Annotated in this window: 18 protein-coding genes; 14 read left to right on the top strand and 4 right to left on the bottom strand. The window is 34.9% G+C overall.

From position 1 onward, the window contains the following. Window position 1 precedes the first annotated feature (1 nt). Both P7122_RS02915 and surE read right to left on the bottom strand, forming a co-directional pair. Complete coding sequence (locus P7122_RS02915; protein ID WP_278004272.1) at window positions 2–286, bottom strand: hypothetical protein; 285 nt, start codon at window positions 284–286, stop codon at window positions 2–4. 43 nt (window positions 287–329) lie between these two features. After that, a complete protein-coding gene (gene surE, locus P7122_RS02910; protein WP_278004271.1) occupies window positions 330–1,100 on the bottom strand; it encodes a 5'/3'-nucleotidase SurE in 771 nt (256 codons plus the stop codon). 168 nt (window positions 1,101–1,268) lie between these two features. On the opposite strand from surE, the gene P7122_RS02905 reads away from it, so the two are divergent. Both P7122_RS02905 and P7122_RS02900 read left to right on the top strand, forming a co-directional pair. After that, on the top strand, window positions 1,269–3,446 hold the full coding sequence (locus tag P7122_RS02905) for a carboxy terminal-processing peptidase (protein ID WP_278004270.1): 2,178 nt from the start codon (window positions 1,269–1,271) through the stop codon (window positions 3,444–3,446). Beyond that, window positions 3,447–4,541, top strand: a complete 1,095-nt coding sequence (locus tag P7122_RS02900) for an ABC transporter permease (RefSeq protein WP_278004269.1) — start codon at window positions 3,447–3,449, stop codon at window positions 4,539–4,541. Window positions 4,542–4,544: 3 nt separating this feature from the next. On the opposite strand, the gene yihA is transcribed toward P7122_RS02900, so the two are convergent. Next, window positions 4,545–5,162, bottom strand: coding sequence for a ribosome biogenesis GTP-binding protein YihA/YsxC (gene yihA, locus P7122_RS02895; RefSeq protein ID WP_278004268.1), 618 nt, complete (start codon window positions 5,160–5,162; stop codon window positions 4,545–4,547). Window positions 5,163–5,265: 103 nt separating this feature from the next. Beyond that, the gene (locus tag P7122_RS02890) at window positions 5,266–6,030 is read right to left on the bottom strand and encodes an alpha/beta fold hydrolase (RefSeq protein ID WP_278004267.1); all 765 of its coding nucleotides are present in this window, start codon (window positions 6,028–6,030) and stop codon (window positions 5,266–5,268) included. Window positions 6,031–6,315: 285 nt separating this feature from the next. Here P7122_RS02890 and mraZ point away from each other — a divergent pair, with 285 nt between their 5' ends. The 12 genes from mraZ to P7122_RS02830 all read left to right on the top strand — a co-directional run bounded on the left by mraZ (window position 6,316) and on the right by P7122_RS02830 (window position 18,919). Beyond that, window positions 6,316–6,786: a division/cell wall cluster transcriptional repressor MraZ gene (mraZ, locus tag P7122_RS02885; protein ID WP_278004266.1), complete on the top strand. Its 471-nt coding sequence runs from the start codon at window positions 6,316–6,318 to the stop codon at window positions 6,784–6,786. Then, the gene (rsmH, locus tag P7122_RS02880; protein ID WP_278004265.1) at window positions 6,773–7,669 is read left to right on the top strand and encodes a 16S rRNA (cytosine(1402)-N(4))-methyltransferase RsmH; all 897 of its coding nucleotides are present in this window, start codon (window positions 6,773–6,775) and stop codon (window positions 7,667–7,669) included. Before mraZ ends, rsmH begins: the two co-directional genes overlap by 14 nt. Continuing rightward, on the top strand, window positions 7,666–7,986 hold the full coding sequence (locus tag P7122_RS02875; protein ID WP_278004264.1) for an FtsL-like putative cell division protein: 321 nt from the start codon (window positions 7,666–7,668) through the stop codon (window positions 7,984–7,986). Before rsmH ends, P7122_RS02875 begins: the two co-directional genes overlap by 4 nt. A 128-nt stretch (window positions 7,987–8,114) precedes the next feature. After that, window positions 8,115–10,076 carry a penicillin-binding protein gene (locus P7122_RS02870; protein ID WP_278004354.1) on the top strand — a complete coding sequence of 654 codons (1,962 nt, stop codon included), beginning with the start codon at window positions 8,115–8,117 and terminating at the stop codon, window positions 10,074–10,076. Continuing rightward, window positions 10,073–11,536 carry a UDP-N-acetylmuramoyl-L-alanyl-D-glutamate--2,6-diaminopimelate ligase gene (locus P7122_RS02865; protein WP_278004263.1) on the top strand — a complete coding sequence of 488 codons (1,464 nt, stop codon included), beginning with the start codon at window positions 10,073–10,075 and terminating at the stop codon, window positions 11,534–11,536. Before P7122_RS02870 ends, P7122_RS02865 begins: the two co-directional genes overlap by 4 nt. Then, entirely contained in the window at window positions 11,537–12,778 is a 1,242-nt protein-coding gene (mraY, locus tag P7122_RS02860; protein WP_278004262.1) for a phospho-N-acetylmuramoyl-pentapeptide-transferase, read from the top strand. Window positions 12,779–12,813: 35 nt separating this feature from the next. Further along, window positions 12,814–13,173, top strand: coding sequence for a four helix bundle protein (locus P7122_RS02855; RefSeq protein ID WP_278004261.1), 360 nt, complete (start codon window positions 12,814–12,816; stop codon window positions 13,171–13,173). A gap of 14 nt (window positions 13,174–13,187) precedes the next feature. Further along, entirely contained in the window at window positions 13,188–14,519 is a 1,332-nt protein-coding gene (gene murD / locus P7122_RS02850) for a UDP-N-acetylmuramoyl-L-alanine--D-glutamate ligase (protein WP_278004260.1), read from the top strand. A gap of 47 nt (window positions 14,520–14,566) precedes the next feature. Then, window positions 14,567–15,763: an FtsW/RodA/SpoVE family cell cycle protein gene (locus P7122_RS02845; RefSeq protein WP_278004259.1), complete on the top strand. Its 1,197-nt coding sequence runs from the start codon at window positions 14,567–14,569 to the stop codon at window positions 15,761–15,763. Next, window positions 15,763–16,857 carry an undecaprenyldiphospho-muramoylpentapeptide beta-N-acetylglucosaminyltransferase gene (murG, locus tag P7122_RS02840; RefSeq protein ID WP_278004258.1) on the top strand — a complete coding sequence of 365 codons (1,095 nt, stop codon included), beginning with the start codon at window positions 15,763–15,765 and terminating at the stop codon, window positions 16,855–16,857. The genes P7122_RS02845 and murG overlap by 1 nt, the downstream gene beginning before the upstream one ends. Continuing rightward, complete coding sequence (gene murC, locus P7122_RS02835; RefSeq protein ID WP_278004257.1) at window positions 16,858–18,210, top strand: UDP-N-acetylmuramate--L-alanine ligase; 1,353 nt, start codon at window positions 16,858–16,860, stop codon at window positions 18,208–18,210. It abuts the gene before it with no gap. Then, a complete protein-coding gene (locus P7122_RS02830; protein ID WP_278004256.1) occupies window positions 18,200–18,919 on the top strand; it encodes a cell division protein FtsQ/DivIB in 720 nt (239 codons plus the stop codon). Before murC ends, P7122_RS02830 begins: the two co-directional genes overlap by 11 nt.

Genomic DNA, 18,919 nt, shown 5'->3' with positions numbered 1-18,919 from the left:
ATTAATTAAAAAATTTAATAATCATAGTTATTATAAATACCAACATTGTGGCTATTAAAACACCTTGTGCTCTATTGTCTTTTTTCTTCCTAAGAAAGAAAAAGAAAATAGCCAGATTAGGTAATGCACCAAGACTTATCATTTTGGTTAAGATACCTCGTTGTGCACTTTGCTTCAATACCACTAGCCAGTTATCGTCATTACCAAAAATTTGTATAGCGACTAAAAGTCCTAAGAATGTAGCGATAATACCAACTAAGAATCCAATAATTATATCTTTATTCATGTTTGTGTTTTTAGTTGATGTTAATGCCATTCTGTGTTTGGATTTAGTTTAATTTCCAAGTGTTTAAGGATTGAATAGTGTGGTGCGCAGTTAAATCAAACTGAACCGGAACAACCGAAACATAGCCATGTTCTAAAGCCCATTCGTCTGTATCTTCACCGTTGTCCATATTTACAAATTTTCCTGCAAGCCAATAATATTCTCTACCCATTGGGTTTGTGCGTTTGTCAAATTCTTCAACCCAATTAGCTCTTGCTTGTCTACACACTTTTATACCTTTAATGTCTTTCTCTTTTAGGTTAGGTAGGTTTACATTCAGTACAACTCCGTCTGGTAAGCCATGTTCTAAAACCTGTCTGGTAATAGTTTCTATAAAAGATTTACAATGCTCAAAATTGGCATTCCAATTATAGTCTAAAAGCGAAAAACCAATTGCCGGAATCCCTTCAATACCAGCTTCTAATGCGGCACTCATAGTGCCAGAGTAAATAACATTAATAGAAGAGTTAGAACCATGATTTATACCAGACACACAAATGTCTGGTTTGCGATCTAAGATTTCTCTAACAGCTAGTTTTACACAGTCAGCTGGTGTGCCAGAGCAACTGTATTCTGGTTGCTTTCCATCTATGTTAACCTTTTCCAGATATAAAGTAGCATTAACGGTAATGGCATGTCCCATACCGCTTTGCGGACTATCTGGCGCAACAACAACGACGTCTCCTATGGTGTTCATTACGCTTATAAGCGTTCTTATACCTGGAGCAGTAATGCCATCATCATTTGTTACTAAAATTAGAGGTCGTTTTGCCATGATGCAATTGTGGTTTAGAATAGCGTAAAAATACTAAAAACCTTAAGAAGTAGAAGTATTTGTACCTTTAACAAAAAATTAGTGCCGTGATTTTTTATGGCACGGTTTTTTCTTCTATTTTAGTGAAAATAATCATTACCTACTTGTGTAATTAGAAAAATTAGAAAGATGAGAGGGAATTATAAGTTTTTATTGTTAGCATTCTTAATTGCATTTGCATCATGCAGCTTTACAAGTAAGAAGTTTGACGATAATCCAGATAAAGATAAGTTGCTTATTCAGTTAATTACTTATGTTTTAGATAACGGTCATTTTAATCCACAGGACATAAACGATAGTTTTTCGGCCAATGTGTTTGAAGATTATCTAAATCAGTTAGACCCATTTAAACGTTATTTTTACGAGTCAGATATTAAAGAGTTTGAAGCCTTTAAAACGCAGTTAGACGATCAGCTTAAAGATTATGATGTTGCGTTTTTCAATTTAACGCACGAGCGTTTATTAAAAAGAATAGAAGAATCTAAAGCTTTATATGCAGAGATTTTAGAGAAGCCTTTCGATTTTACAAAGGATGAAAATTATACTGCAGATTACGAAAAGTTAACATATGTAAAGAATAAGCGCGAAATGAAAGAGCGTTGGAGACAACAACTTAAGTTTTCAACCATTGCTAATTATGATGATGCTATTTCGCAACGTGATGCAGATTTAAATTCTAACACACTTCCGGAAAGTGTATTTTCAGCTCAAAATGAAAAGTCTACCAAAGACGATAAAAAGACTTTAGTAGAACTAGAAAAGGAAGCTAGAGAAGCAACTAAGCGTTCTCTTGATGAGTTATACGATTTTATAGATGACAGACAGCGTAAAGATTGGTTTGCAGTATATATTAATGCTATTGTTGAAGAGTTTGATCCGCATACATTCTACTTTGCGCCAGAAGATAAAGACCGATTTGATGTTGCTATGTCTGGAAACTTTGAAGGTATTGGCGCTAGGTTGCAAAAGAAAATGGATGCCATCGTGGTTAACGAAATCATAAGTGGTGGTCCTGCTTGGAGAGCAAATGAATTAGAGGTTGGTGATCAAATTATAAAAGTGCGTCAATCTGATGAAGAAAAACCAGTGAATGTTGTTGGTATGCGTCTAGATGATGCTATTAAACTGATAAAAGGACCAAAAGGTACAACAGTGGTTTTAACTTTAAAAAAGGTTGATGGTACAATTGAAGATATTTCAATTACAAGGGATATAGTTGAGTTAGAGGAAACTTACGCAAAATCATCCACTGTAATAAAAGACGACAAAAAGTTTGGTGTTATTAACTTGCCAAAGTTTTATGTTGATTTTGAAAATTACAACAAGCGTAATGCTGCTTCAGATATAAAGCAAGAAATTATAAGGCTTAAGGAAGAAGGAGTAGAAGGTTTGGTTTTAGACTTAAGAAATAATGGAGGTGGATCCTTGCAAACAGTTGTAGATATTGCTGGCTTATTTATAGAAGAAGGGCCTGTAGTGCAGGTTAAAGAAGCTGGTCAGCCAAAAGAAGTGCTAAAAGATAAGGACAAATCTATTGTTTGGGATGGACCTTTGGTAATTTTGGTAAATGAATTATCGGCTTCTGCTTCAGAAATATTAGCGGCAGCAATGCAAGATTACAAACGTGCTATAGTTATTGGTAGCAAGCAAACCTACGGAAAAGGGACAGTGCAAAATGTGTTAGATCTAAACCGTTTAGTAAGAAATAACTCTAATGGAGATTTGGGAGCTTTAAAGTTTACGACTCAGAAGTTTTATAGAGTAAATGGTGGTTCTACTCAGTTAGAAGGTGTTAAAAGTGATGTAGTGGTTCCGGACAGATATAGCTACATTGATATAGGTGAAAAAGATCAGGAAAACCCATTGCCTTGGGATAAGATTGATGCTGTAGATTATGAGGTTTGGGGCAATTATTTTGATTACGATACTACTATAGAAAAGAGTAAAGCTAGGATGGCAGCCAATGAGCAATTAAAGTTAATTGATGATAATGCTAAATGGGTGAAGAAAATAAGAGATAGAGAGAGTTATTCTTTAAATTATGATAGCTACAAAAAAGAAATGGAGCTTAATGAAGAGGAAGCAAAACGATTTGAAAAATTATCAGAATACAAAACGAATTTAACTTTTAGTTCTTTGCCGTATGAGGTGCAGATGATGGGCGAAGATTCTATCTTAAAAGAAAAGCGAGATCGTTGGCACAAAAGTTTAGCTAAGGATGTGTACATTGAAGAAGCTTTAAATGTATTGCACGATTTAAAAATGACTTATGCTATAAAAAATAAAGTAGCAGAGGTTAAAAACTAAATGTCAAAAAGTAACAACTCATTAACAAGTTTAGCGCTTCAAAAGTTTAAAACAAACTTTTGGGGCGTTTTCAGTTTAGGGATTATTGCATGTATTGGTGTTATTTCGGTATTTGCTTATTTATTTGCTCCAGATGCTTCAAAAAACGCCAATCAGATGCATTTGTCTATTCATTCAAAATCGCCAGGATTTGAAGTTGAAATGCTAACCATCCCTTCTAGTATAGAATCTCATCAAGGATTTTTGTCTAAACTGTTTTTTGGTTCAGAAAACACAGATACCGAAATTCCGATTCAATCTTATGCAGTAAAAGATAAGATGTTAACTTATGTTGAGTATGCTTCAGATGGTCTTCAAGGCATAGAAAAACAAATAGGTTTAGATCGTTTTCCTAATTCTGATTACAAGCCTTTTATAGAAAATCGAAGTTTCGTTTTTGGTACAGATAAATATGGAAGAGACTATTTAAGTCGTATTTTAATAGGCTCTCGTATTTCGTTTTTTATCGGTTTTATTGCTGTATTTATTTCTTTGGTAGTTGGTTTGCTGATGGGAAGTTTGGCAGGATATTATGGTGGTAAAGTAGATGCTATGATTATGTGGGTTATCAATGTCACGTGGTCTATTCCAACATTGCTCTTGGTTATAGCAATAACCTTGGCATTAGGAAAGGGCTTTTGGCAGGTTTTTATTGCTGTTGGCTTAACAATGTGGGTTGAGGTGGCAAGAGTTGTAAGAGGGCAAATTATAAGTGCAAAAGAAATGCAATACGTAACTGCGGCAAGAGCCTTAGGGTATACAGATTACAGAATTATCACAAAACATATTTTGCCTAATATATTTGGACCTTTAATAGTAATTTCCGCAGCAAATTTTGCAGCGGCAATCCTTATTGAAAGCGGTCTGAGTTTTTTAGGAATTGGAGCTCAACCGCCAATGGCTAGTTGGGGCGCTATGATAAAAGATCATTATAATTATATAATTCTAGGTAAGCCGTATTTAGCACTAATACCAGGAATTTGTATTATGCTTTTAGTGATGGCATTTATGTTGGTAGGTAATGCTCTAAGAGATGCTCTAGATGTGAAAGCTTAAAATTTACTGATTCTTTAAGGCTTCAATCTCTTCGTTTGTGTTATTTATAAAGTCCAAAACATCATCCTGACCTATTTTTTTTGAAGATGAAGTAATAAAATAAGGCGGTATTTCTTCCCAGGTTTTTAGCAATTCTTTGCAATAATCATCAACATGATTGTCAATGGCATTGGGTTTTAGCTTGTCTGCTTTGGTGAAAACAATTCCAAACGGAATACCATTTTCACCCAAGTACTGCATAAACTCTAAGTCTATAGGTTGCGGTTTGTGTCTAATATCTACTAGTACAAACGCAGAGACCAACTGCTGTCTTTGTTCAAAGTAATTGGTTATAAATTTCTGAAATTTCTTTTTTGAAGTTTTAGAAACTCTTGCATAACCATAGCCTGGCAAATCAACCAAATACCACTCTTCGTTAATAATAAAATGATTGATTAATTGTGTTTTTCCTGGTCGTCCAGAGGTTTTTGCTAAACTTTTTCTATCGGTAAGCATGTTGATTAAGGATGACTTACCTACGTTACTTCTTCCGATAAAAGCGTATTCAGGAATGCGATTCTTAGGGCATTTTGCCACATCAGAATTACTCATTACAAACTCAGCAGATTTTACTTTTGTCATCTTTAATTGCCGTAAAAAAGAGATTCTCTTTTAATTAGACTTTGTTATATTATGAAAAAAAACAGTGTTTCTTTTTGTTGGTTAGTTGTTGATTTTTAGTGGTTTAAAAACCGCGATTGTCTAACCAGTTATTCAAGATTTTATTGAATTCTTCTGGGTGTTCCATCATAGCAGCGTGGCCACACTTGTCAATCCAAAACAAATCAGAATCTGGTAAAAGTTCATGAAATTCTTCTGCAACATCTGGTGGAGTAACGTTGTCGTTTTTTCCCCAAATAATACAAGTTGGTGTTTGCATTTTAGGAAGATCTTTAGCCATGTTGTGTCTTATGGCACTTTTGGCAATAGCTAAAGTTTTTACAAGCTTGTTTCTGTCGTTTACAGTTTCGTATACTTCATCTACAATTTCTTTTGTTGCAACAGCAGGATCGTAGAAGACGTCTTGAGCTTTTTTCTTTATAACTTCATAATCGCTACGTTTTGTGTAGCCGCTACCCATTGCACTTTCGTATAATCCAGAACTTCCTGTAATAACTAGTGCTTTTACTTTTTTTGGATATAATTTAGTGTGGTAGAGTCCAATGTGTCCTCCCAGTGAATTTCCTAGCAATATAACGCTATCTAGGCCTTTAAATTCTATAAAGTCCTTTAAGTAGTTGGCGAAACTTTTAACATTGGTTTTTAAAAGTGACATTGTATAAATAGGGAGTTCTGGGATGATAATTTTATAACCATTGTTGCCAAAAAAATTGGTAACAGCATCAAAATTACTCAACCCTCCCATTAAGCCATGAAGCACTATGATTGGTGTGCCTTCTCCTACTTCAATATATCTATAATCCTTTTCTTTTTTTAAAAGGTGTGCCATCTATAACAATTAGTGCTTAGTGTTAAAAACAAATATAACTAAATCCTTTTTAAAACAAATAGAATAATTGTTATTCGATGTGTTTGGTTATTGTGTTGCTCTTTCTAATCTGTTGATAAACACCACTTCTTAATTCTCTTTCTATGTGCTGATTTTATTGACTTTTTTAATTCAAAAAAATGGCAAAACCCAAAACTTATCAACAAATGTGGGAGAGCGTGGTAAAATGTGGTAAAATTTTCAATATATTTGATTCTTAAACGCTAAAGTGGAAAATCGAGGGTATTGAATTCATTTATTGGAACATACGAGTGTAAAGCTGACGCAAAAGGACGATTAATGGTTCCTGCTGCGCTAAAAAAGCAATTATCTGCTGCTTTACAAGATGGTTTTGTGCTAAAGCGAGCTGTGTTTCAGTCGTGCTTGGAGTTATATCCAATGTCAGAGTGGAATGCGTTGATGGCTAAAGTGAATAAGCTAAATCGTTTTAAGAAAAAAAATAATGATTTCATAAGACGATTTACGGCTGGTGTAAAGGTGGTAGAGGTTGATAGTGCAGGTCGTTTGTTAATACCAAAAGATTTAATTGGTTTTTCTGGTATAACAAAAGAAGTGGTGTTGGCGTCTGCTGTAAATATCATTGAGATTTGGGATAAGGACAGGTATGAGCAGGTTATTGATGATGCTGCGTCTGATTTCGCAGATTTAGCAGAAGAGGTAATGGGACAAGATGATGAGGGCAATGGAATATCATAATGCAGTTTTACTTAAAGAAACAGTTGACGGCCTTAATATAAAACCAGATGGTATTTATGTTGATGTTACGTTTGGTGGTGGAGGTCATAGTCGGGAAATCTTATCGCGACTAGGAGCAGAAGGGAAATTGTATGCTTTTGATCAGGATAAAGATGCTTTGGCTAATAAAATTGATGATGAACGCTTTGTGCTTATCAATGAGAACTTCAGGTATATAAAACGTTTTTTAAGATTTTACGGAGTTAAAGAGGTTGATGGTGTGTTGGCAGATTTTGGTGTGTCTTCGCATCAGTTTGATGTTGCAGAACGAGGGTTTTCAACTCGTTTTGAAGCGAAGCTAGATATGCGAATGAACCAGGATAACAAGTTGTCGGCTTATGAGGTTGTTAATGAATATGAGGAAGAGCAGTTGAGAGATGTGTTGTTGCAGTATGGTGAGTTGAGGCAAGCGCCTGCAATGGCAAGAGTTATAGTTTCTGAGCGAAAAGTAGCGCCAATAGAAACAAGTGAGCAGCTAAAATCGGTATTGAAAAAGTTTCTAAATCATAGAAAGGAAAATAAAGTTTTGGCTCAAATCTATCAAGCGATAAGGATTGAGGTGAATCAAGAAATTGAAGTTTTAAAGGAGTTGCTGTTGCAAACACCAGAGGTTCTGAAAAAAGGTGGGAGGTTGAGTTTTATTTCTTACCACTCTTTAGAGGATCGATTGGTAAAGCGCTTTATAAGAAACGGAATGTTTGAAGGAGAGCCAGAGCGCGATGTGTTTGGGAATTTTGAAGTGCCAATGAAAAAAGTTGGTGGTTTAATAGTGCCAACAGAGTCAGAAATAAAAATAAATAATAGAGCTCGGAGTGCAAAACTTAGAATTGCTGAAAAAATATGAAGAAGAGTATCTATAGCATATTAAGAGGTAAGTTTCTAATCAGTGATGATTCGTTTAAAAATTGGCGCATCATCATTTTTATTTCATTCCTAGCCATTATAATGATAGCAAGTTCTCATAGTGCAGATAAAAAAGTGCACGAGATTGCAAGGCTTAATAATGAGGTGAAAGAAATGAGGTCTGCCTTTGTTGATGGTCGTTCTAAGTTGATGCGATTAAAGATGGAGTCGACTATTATAAATAGAGTAGGAGAAAAAGGAATTCGTATTTCTGAAATTCCTCCAACAAAAATTAAAGTATTTGGTTCTGAGGAGTGAATTTCGGTTCAATCAGAATTAAAAAGAAAATAATAAAACTCGATAGCAGAGAAAAAAAAGTTGAAAACTAAACTTTGGCAACAACAGAAACTAACATATTAAACAGGTTATACTTTGTGGCAGGCAGCATGTTTGTGTTTGCGCTTGCTGTGGTGTTTAAGTTGATTAGTATTCAGTTTATTCAAGGGGAAGAGTATCGTAAACTTGCAGAGAAGCGTACGGTAAAAGATTTTGATATTGAGCCAAATAGAGGTAATGTATATTCTGCTGATGGTAGTTTGTTGGCAACGTCAATTCCTAAGTACGATATTAGGTTAGATGCTGTGCAGGCAAAGCAAGTGGTGTTTGATGAGCATATTGGTGCGCTTGCAGATTCGCTTTCGGTTTATAAAGGGAAATCTTCCGCTTATTATAAAGATATTATTAGAAAAGCACGAAGAAATAAAAACAGATACTTTCTTCTGGCTCGTAATATTAGTTATTCAGATTATATACGATTAAGAAATTTTCCGCTGCTTAATAAAGGTGCAATTGGAGGTGGTCTAATTGTAGAGCAGACTACAAGAAGAGAGCATCCAATGGGTCAAATAGCGGCTAGATCTATAGGTTATGAACGTATTGATAGTAATGGAGATACAGCTAGAGCAGGTATAGATGGTGCTTTTGGAGAAAAATATTTAAGAGGAGTTAAAGGAAAACGTCTAAAGCAAAAAATTGGAAATGGGCAATGGAAACCAATTGCCGATTTTGATCAGGTAGAACCACAAGATGGTTATGATGTGTATACTACTATAGATGTCAATATTCAGGATATAGCGCATCATTCACTTTTAAAGCAGTTAGAAACTTACGAAGCAGAACATGGTTGTGTTGTAGTAATGGAGGTAAAAACAGGTGAGATAAAGGCAATAGCAAATCTTGCAAGAACCTCTAAGGGGACTTATTACGAAAAGAGAAACTATGCGGTTTATGAGTCTCATGAGCCAGGTAGTACCTTTAAGGTGATGGCTATGATGGCTGCGCTAGAAGATAAAGTGGTCGATACATCAACTGTTATAGATACTAAAAAAGGGACAAAGTATTTCTATGGTAGAACTATAGGTGATTCTCATCATGGAGGATTTGGTAAAATCTCTGCGGCTAGAGCTTTGGAGGTGTCTTCAAACATTGGTTTAGCAACCATTGTAGATGATAATTATGCTAAGAATCCAATGAAGTTTATCAATCATATAAAACGTTGGAAACTTAACGACTCATTAGATATTCCTATTCAAGGGGAAGGGATTCCAAATATTCCAGAACCGGGTAAATCTAACTGGAGTAGAAACGCGTTGCCATCAATGGCTTATGGGTATAATTTAGCTATAACTCCTTTGCAAACGCTTACGTTTTATAATGCTATAGCGAACAAAGGCGAGATGATTAAGCCAAGATTTATTCGTGCTGTAAAGTCTTTTGATAAAAATGTAGAAGTGTTTGAAAAACAGGTTTTGGTAGATAAGATTTGTTCAGATAAAACCCTTTTAGAGATAAAAGATATTCTTAAAAATATCGTGATTCGTGGTACTGGAAAAAATATGTACTCAGAAACGTTTTCTATGGCAGGAAAAACAGGTACTGCGCGTACAGATTATGCAAATTACGAAGAATGGAGAAAGGATAGAAAGTATGTGTCGTCTTTTGCGGGTTATTTTCCTGCGGATAACCCTAAATACTCATGTATAGTGGTTATTCATAAGCCGAGTACAAAAGTAGGTTACTACGGAGCAGACGTTACGGGTCCTGTTTTTAAGCGTATAGCACAAAAAATATATACTGATACGCCTATAATAGATGATGTTAAAGCGTTAGACTTTAACAGTAAGCTGGTAAATGAAGATTATGAAAGTTACTTTGATAACGTAAACAAGTATAAAGAATTAATGCCAAGTGTTGTCGGTATGTCAGCAATGGATGCTATTGCTTTATTAGAGAATCTTCAGGTTAATGTTAAGGTGAAATTAAAAGGTAGTGGCACTGTAAAATCGCAATCTGTAGACAAGCATCAAAAGTTAAAACCTAACCAAACAATTGTTCTCGAAGCATCATGAAAGAATTAAAAGACATATTGTACAAGGTTACTATAAATGCTGTGGTTGGTAGTACTGGCATTGCTGTAAATAAATTAGAATTCGATTCCCGAAAAATTGAGACTAATGATGCGTTTGTGGCAATTAGAGGTACGCTTACGGATGGACATAATTATATAGAGAAAGCGATTTTAGACGGAGCAACATCCATAGTTTGCGAAGTATTGCCAGAAACTTTACAAGATGGTATTACTTATGTAGAAGTGGCTAATTCTAATGAGGCGTTAGCTTTTATGGCTGCAAACTACTATGAGCATCCGTCGGAGAATTTAAAACTTGTAGGTGTTACAGGTACTAATGGTAAGACAACAGTAACGAGTTTATTATATCAGCTATTTAAAAAAGCAGGATACAAAGTGGGATTGTTATCTACCGTGAAAATTATGGTAGATAATACTGAGTATAAAGCGACACATACAACGCCAGATTCCTTAACTATTAATAAGTATCTAAAACTTATGAATGATGAAGGAGTTGAGTTCTGTTTCATGGAAGCGAGTTCACATGGTATTCATCAGAGTAGAACAGAAGGTTTAAAGTTTACTGGAGGAATTTTTACAAACTTATCTCATGATCATTTAGATTATCATGAAACGTTTGCAGAATATAGAGATGTAAAAAAAGCATTTTTCGATCACTTACCAAAAGATGCATTTGCATTGTCTAACATGGATGATAAAAATGGGTTGGTAATGCTTCAGAATACTGAAGCTAAGAAATACACCTATGCGTTAAAGAATTATTCAGATTACAGAGCGCAGATTTTAGAAAACGAATTTAGTGGTTTGTTGTTAAAAGTGAATGACAGCGAACTGTGGACAAAACTTATTGGCAGTTTTAATGCTTACAACATTCTGGCAATATATGGTGCTGCGGAATTATTAGGCTTAGAAAAAGATGAAATCTTAAGATTGATTAGCGAGTTAGATAATGTGTCTGGCCGTTTTCAGTATTTCATTTCAGAAGAAAAAATTACTGCAATTGTAGATTATGCACATACACCAGATGCTCTAAAAAATGTTCTCGAAACCATAAATAGTATTCGTACTAAAAATGAAGAGCTAATTACAGTTGTGGGTTGTGGTGGTGATAGAGATAAGACCAAGCGACCAAAGATGGCGCATATTGCTTCAGCATTAAGCACTAAAGTGATTTTTACAAGCGATAATCCACGAAGCGAAGTTCCAGAAACAATTATTGAGGATATGGAAAAAGGAGTCGAGCCTCAAAATTTCAAAAAAACATTATCGATTACCGATAGAAAACAGGCTATAAAAACAGCGTGCCAATTGGCAGAAGCTAAAGATATCATCTTAATTGCTGGTAAAGGGCACGAGACCTATCAAGAGATAAAAGGCGAACGCTTCGATTTTGATGATTATAAAACAGTACAAGAATTTTTAAAACAATTACAAAAGTAGATGCTATATTATTTATTTGAATATTTAGAAAAACAATTCCAGTTTCCTGGAGCATCACTCTTTGGGTTTCTAACCTTTAGAGCGGCTGTAGCAATAATTTTGTCATTGTTAATTTCTACTATTTATGGTAAGCGTATTATAGATTTTTTACGCAAAAAACAAGTAGGCGAAACCATAAGAGATTTAGGTTTAGAAGGTCAGGTAGAAAAAGCAGGTACACCAACAATGGGTGGACTTATAATTATCTTGGCGACACTTCTTCCTGTGTTGTTATTGGCTAAGCTAGAAAACATCTACATCATTCTGTTAATCATTACGACACTTTGGATGGGAACCATTGGGTTTATTGATGACTATATCAAAAAATTCAAGAATGATAAAGAAGGATTAAAAGGAAAATTTAAAGTTCTGGGACAGGTAGGTTTGGGGCTTATCGTTGGGTTAACTCTGTATTTTCATGACGATGTAACCATAAAAGAGGAATTGCCGCTTCAGGAACAACAGCAATTACTGGCTGAAAATCCTAACATACCAAAGGCGCAACTCTTTGATGTGGCAAAGAAATCAACAAAAACAACGATTCCATTTGTAAAAAATAATGAGTTCGATTATTCAAACTTAATTACTTGGATAAGTCCAGATTTTGAGGGTTATGCATGGGTCATTTTTGTGCTTGTTAGTATCATTATTGTAACAGCTGTGTCTAATGGTGCCAATCTAACTGATGGTATAGATGGCTTGGCGGCAGGTACATCGGCAATTGTGGTGCTAACGTTAGGGATTTTTGCTTGGGTATCAGGAAATATCATTTTCTCTAAATATCTAAACATAATGTATATACCGCAAGTTGAAGAGATTACAATATACATCGCTGCATTTGTAGGAGCGCTTGTTGGATTCCTGTGGTACAATGCCTATCCGGCACAAGTGTTCATGGGAGATACAGGAAGTTTAACTATTGGAGGAATCATTGCTGTAATAGCCATTGCAGTAAGAAAAGAGTGGCTAATCCCTGTATTGTGCGGTATTTTCTTGGCAGAGAACTTATCGGTAATGATGCAAGTCAGTTATTTTAAATACACCAAGAAAAAGTATGGCGAAGGTAGGCGGATTTTTAAGATGTCTCCGCTACATCACCATTATCAAAAATCAGGATATCACGAAAGTAAAATTGTCACACGTTTTTGGATTGTAGGTATTCTGTTAGCTATTATATCTATAGTGACATTGAAAATTAGATGATTTAAGATATGCGATTTTAGAATTACGAATAAAGTTTGAAGCAACAGTTAAAAAATAGAACTCAAAAATATGCAGCAGATTGCTGGCATTTGTGTACAAGGTTTCCTATGTCCAGAGAGTTTAATGCTTTTTGTAAGCAGTTAATTAGGTGCTCTAGTTCCGTTGGAGCAAATTATAGAGCAGCTTGTAGAGCAAAATCGGACGCAGATTTTATTAATAAACTGAAAATTGTTGAAGAGGAAACTGACGAAAGTATGTATTTCTTGGAGCTATTACTTCAAGTAAGTGATAAAGAGCATGAAGAGATTAAACGATTGCATAGGGAAGCCAATGAGTTGTTGTCAATAGTTGTAGCGTCAATAAAAACCATGAGAGCTAAGAATCGTAAATCGTAAATCAATAATCGTAAATGAAGAAATTAGTGATTCTTGGTGGTGGAGAAAGTGGAGTAGGAACTGCGCTTTTGGGGAAAGCAAAAGGATATAATGTTTTTCTTTCTGATAAAGGAAAAATTAAAGAAAAGTACAGAGACGTTCTTTTAAATAATGAGATTGAATTTGAAGATGAGCAGCATACAGAGTCTAAAATTCTGAATGCAGACATCGTTATGAAAAGTCCGGGAATACCAGATAAAGTGGCTTTAGTAAAGCAGATTAGAAATGCTGGTATTATGGTGGTTTCTGAGATTGAATTTGCTTCAAATTATACAGATGCTACATTGGTTGCAATAACAGGTAGTAATGGAAAAACAACAACAGCAACACTAACGCATCACCTGTTAAAGCAAGAGTTAGATGTTGGTTTAGCTGGGAATATAGGAGATAGTTTTGCAAAGCAAATTTTGGAGAAGAACCATAAGAATTACGTGCTGGAGGTAAGCAGCTTTCAGTTAGATGATATTCATGATTTTAAACCAAAAATTGCAGTGTTAACAAACATAACACCAGATCATCTCGACCGCTACGATTATAAGTTTGAGAACTATATCGCTTCCAAATTTAGAATTGTAGAAAATCAGACCAAGGAGGATTATTTCATTTATGATGCAGATGATGAGATTATTACAAATTGGTTACAAAACAATGAAATTCAATCAAAAAAGTTGCCTTTTTCGCTAACAAGAAAAATTGAAGAAGGTGCTTATTATGAAGATAAAAAAATAATAATAACAATAGATAATAACAAAATAATTATGCCAACAGATAATATAGCTTTAGAGGGTAAGCATAACGTTAAAAACGCTATGGCTGCTTCTGCAGTAGCACACTTGCTAAAAATAAGAAAACAAACGATTCGCGAAAGTTTAGAAAACTTCCAAGGTGTAGAGCATCGTTTAGAGCATGTGTTAAAAATTAATAAAGTACAATACATCAATGACTCTAAAGCAACAAATGTTAATGCAACTTATTTTGCTTTAGAAAGTATGAATGCTCCTACGGTTTGGATAGTAGGTGGTGTTGATAAAGGTAATGAGTACAGAGAGTTGTTTCAGTTTGTAAATGAAAAGGTAAAAGCAATTATTTGTCTTGGTGTAGATAATAAAAAGTTGATTGAAGCTTTCGGTAATATGGTCGATGTTATTGTGGAAACTCAATACATGACAGAAGCTGTGAAAATAGCTTATAAGTTGGCAGATACTGGTGATAATGTATTGTTATCTCCTGCTTGTGCTAGTTTTGATTTGTTTGAAAACTATGAAGATCGTGGTCGTCAATTTAAGGATGCTGTGAGGAACTTATAAAATTCAAAAAAACGTTGAATTAGGGACTCAACGATAAAAGGTTAAGCGTGCAAAATATTTTTTCACAAATAAAAGGAGATAGAGCAATATGGGCAATAGCAACTTTGTTGGCTATATTCTCATTTTTGCCAGTATATAGTGCTGCTAGTAATTTGGCATATGTTGGTGGTACAGGTAATACGTTTTCTTTTTTTGTAAAGCATCTTGTGCACTTATCACTAGGCTTTGCTATAATGTATGCGGTGCATAAAATACCGTATAGGTATTTTAAGGGCTTATCAATGGTGCTTATCCCTGTGGTTATAGTGCTTCTTTTAATTACAATATTGCAAGGCTCAACCAATGCTCAGGGTACTAATACAAGTCGATGGATACAAATCCCAATTGTAAATATGTCCTTTCAGACATCAACATTTGCGGCAGTAGTTTTAATGGTTTATGTGGCGAGATATCTTTCAAAAATAAGAGAGAAGAATGTGAGTTTTAAAGAGACTGTTTTACCACTTTGGGGACCTGTTTTTTTTGTGCTTGTTTTAATTCTTCCAGCTAACTTTTCTACAACAGCAATCATATTTACTATGGTTATGATGTTGGCATTTATAGGAGGTTATCCGGTAAAGTATCTAATGGTGATTATAGGGTCTGGACTAATGGCTTTGCTAATGTTTATTTTGGTGGCCAAGGCGTTTCCAGATGCTATGCCAAACCGTGTGGATACTTGGATGAGTAGAGTAGAAAATTTTGCAAATGGAGAGGATACTGAAGAAGATTATCAGATAGAGAAAGCAAAAATTGCAATAGCTACAGGTATTAAACCTCTGGGACCTGGTAAGAGCGTTCAAAAAAACTTTTTACCACAGTCATCTTCAGATTTCATATTTGCTATTATTATTGAAGAGTACGGACTGTTTGGTGGAATATTTTTGTTGGTAATGTACTCTTGGTTGTTGTTTAGGATTGTGGTGGTGTCTCAAAAAGCAGATACAATATTTGGCTCGTTGTTGGTGTTGGGTGTTGGTTTGCCAATTGTGTTTCAGGCGTTAATAAATATGGCTGTGGCGGTTGAGCTGTTTCCGGTAACAGGGCAAACATTGCCACTAATAAGTAGTGGAGGTACATCAATTTGGATGACCTGTATGGCAATAGGAATAATATTAAGCGTAAGCGCAAAGCGCCAAGAAATAAAAGAAAATGAAGTGTTAGAGGGAGATAACCCTTTAGATATATTAAGTGAAACAATTTAATGAGTAACTATAAATTCATATTATCAGGTGGTGGTACAGGAGGTCATATATATCCTGCTATAGCTATTGCTAACGAATTAAAATCGCGCTATCCAGATGCGGAGTTTTTGTTTGTTGGTGCGTCAGATCGTATGGAAATGGATAAAGTGCCTCAGGCAGGATATACAATTGAAGGTTTGTGGATTTCTGGTATTCAAAGAAAACTCACCCTAAAGAATTTAATGTTTCCTCTTAAGCTTATAACAAGTTTGCTGCGATCTAGAAAAATTATAAAAACATTTAAACCAAATGTTGTTATTGGTACAGGTGGATTTGCAAGTGGGCCATTATTGCAAATGGCAACGTCTAAAGGTGTGCCTTGCTTAATACAGGAGCAGAATTCCTTTCCGGGAATTACAAATAAACTGTTAGGCAAAAAAGTAGATACAATATGTGTGGCTTATGATGGGTTGGATAAGTTTTTTCCAAAAGAAAAATTAAAGCTCACAGGTAATCCTATTAGAAAAGATTTGTTAGCTGTAAAAGGAAAACATATAGAAGGTAAAGATGTTTTTAAATTAATTCATAGCAAACATACATTGTTGGTTTTAGGCGGTAGTTTGGGAGCAAGACGAATCAATGAGTTGGTAGAGGCAAATCTTACTTTTTTTGAAAATCAAAATGTGCAGCTTATTTGGCAGTGTGGTAAACTGTATTACGATAGGTATAAACAGTACAATGATTTAAAACATGTTCAGGTGCATGCATTTTTAAATAATATGGATATGGCTTATGCGGCTGCAGATGTTATTATATCTAGAGCAGGCGCTATTTCGGTTTCAGAATTATGTATTGTAGGTAAGCCAACTATTTTTATTCCATCACCTAATGTGGCAGAGGATCATCAAACTAAAAATGCGCTTGCTGTTGCAGAGAAAAATGCGGCTGTTTTAATAAAAGAAAGTGATTTAGATAATGATTTTCAAAATGAATTTACCGCGTTAATAACAAACGAAGAAAAACAATCGGAATTAAGTAAAAATATAGAAACTTTGGCGCTTGTTAATGCAACGAGTGATATTGTTGATGAAGTTGAAAAATTATTGAAAAAGTAAATGAATCTTAACGCTATAAATAACGTCTATTTTATCGGTATAGGAGGCATTGGTATGTCTGCCTTGGCACGTTATTTTGTGGCCAAAGGTAAAGATGTTGCAGGTTATGATAAAACGCCTTCAGATATTACTGAAGCTTTGCAAGAATTAGGTGTTGAAGTGCATTATAGCGATAGTGTAGCTGAAATAAATTCAGCATTTTTAGATCCTCAACATACATTAGTAGTCTATACACCAGCTGTTCCAAAAGACCATTCTGAGTTAAATTACTTCAGAAATAATAATTTTGAAGTATACAAGCGCTCTCAGGTGCTTGGTGAAATAACTAAACAAACAACATGTTTGGCAGTTGCAGGAACTCATGGCAAAACTACTACTACAAGTATTTTAGGGCATTTGCTAAATGAGTGTAATGCGCCAGTTACAGCCTTCTTGGGTGGAATTAGCGAAAACTACAACTCTAACTTAATCATCAACGGAACAGAAGTTACAGTAGTAGAAGCAGATGAATTCGATCGTTCGTTTTTAACCTTGTCGCCAGATTTGGCGTGCATCACTTCAATGGATGCAGATCATCTCGATATTTATGGAGATGCAACCGAACTTACAAAAACGTTTAAAGCATTTTCAGAATGTATAAAACCAGATGGTAAACTTTTTGTAAAAAATGGATTGCCATTAAAGGGTATTACATACGGAGTGGACGATGACGCAGATTATAGTGCAAAAAATATTAGAATCAGCAATGGTAGTTATGTGTTTGATGTTCAAACACCAAACGGATTGTATAAAGATTTTCAATTTAACCTACCTGGTAGACATAACTTGTCGAATGCAATAATTGCCTTGGCGATGGCTGCTGACTACGGTTGCCCTTATGACCAGCTCGCCAAGGGCTTAGCATCTTACAAGGGGGTTAGAAGACGATTTACATACCAGATTAAAACTGATGATTTTGTGTTTATCGATGATTATGCCCATCATCCAGAAGAGATAAATGCAGTACATCAGGCTGTTAGAGAAATGTATCCAGACCGAAAGGTATTGGCAATTTTTCAACCGCATTTGTATAGTCGTACCAGAGACTTTGTAGATGGTTTTGCAAAAAGTCTTTCGAAATTTGATGAGGTTCTTTTGCTAGATATTTATCCAGCAAGAGAATTGCCGATTGAAGGAGTATCGTCGGAATGGTTATTAGAAAAGATTGAAAATTCAAATAAAAACCTGATTTCAAAATCAGCGATTGTAGATGCAATAAAAGCGTCCAATGCAAATGTTGTATTAACAATAGGTGCAGGAGATATAGGAGTAGAAGTAAAACATATAAAAGAAGCCTTTACTGTTGAGAGTTAATATAAACCATATAAAAGTAGCTGTATTGCTGATTTTGGTTGGCTTTCTTTTTGCGTTTTCTAACTACAGAAATAGCAATAGAAAAGTGCCTGAAGCAAACATTGAGTTTACAGGCGAAAACAAGTTGTTTATCACAGAAGCAACTGTTAGTAAATTGTTAATACAAAATCAGGCCTCAGTTACGGGACAACCCAAAGATATTATAGATTTGAACGATTTAGAAGCTGCCCTAAATTCTAATCCAATGATAAAGAAAGCAGAGGTGTTTATGTCTGTAAATGGCGAGCTTTCAGCAGAAATAGAACAAAAACGACCTATTGCTAGAGTGCATACTAATGCATCGTACTATATAGATGATGAAGGCTCTTACATGCCTTTGTCGTCAAATTTTGCAGCGAGAGTGCCATTGGTTACTGGTAATATTAAGAAAAATAACCTCAATACAGTGTTTCAATTTGCAAAGGCTGTAGATGAGGATGAGTTTTTAAAAAAACATGTCATTGAAATTCATCAAAATGATGATGAAACCATTGATTTTAGAATCAGAAAAAGCAATTTTAAAGTTCACTTAGGAACTTTAAATCAGCTTCAAAAGAAGATAAATAATTTCAAAGCTTTCTATCAGAAGGCTTTTAAAGATAAGATTTTAGATAACTATAAGCTTGTAAATCTCAAATTTGACGAACAAGTGATTTGCACCAAAATTTAG

The sequence above is a fragment of the Winogradskyella marincola genome (assembly GCF_029624125.1).
In the GTDB taxonomy this organism is placed as follows: domain Bacteria; phylum Bacteroidota; class Bacteroidia; order Flavobacteriales; family Flavobacteriaceae; genus Winogradskyella; species Winogradskyella marincola.
The sequence above is the reverse complement of the archived record's forward strand: the minus strand, read 5'-3'. Positions and strand labels throughout refer to the sequence as shown.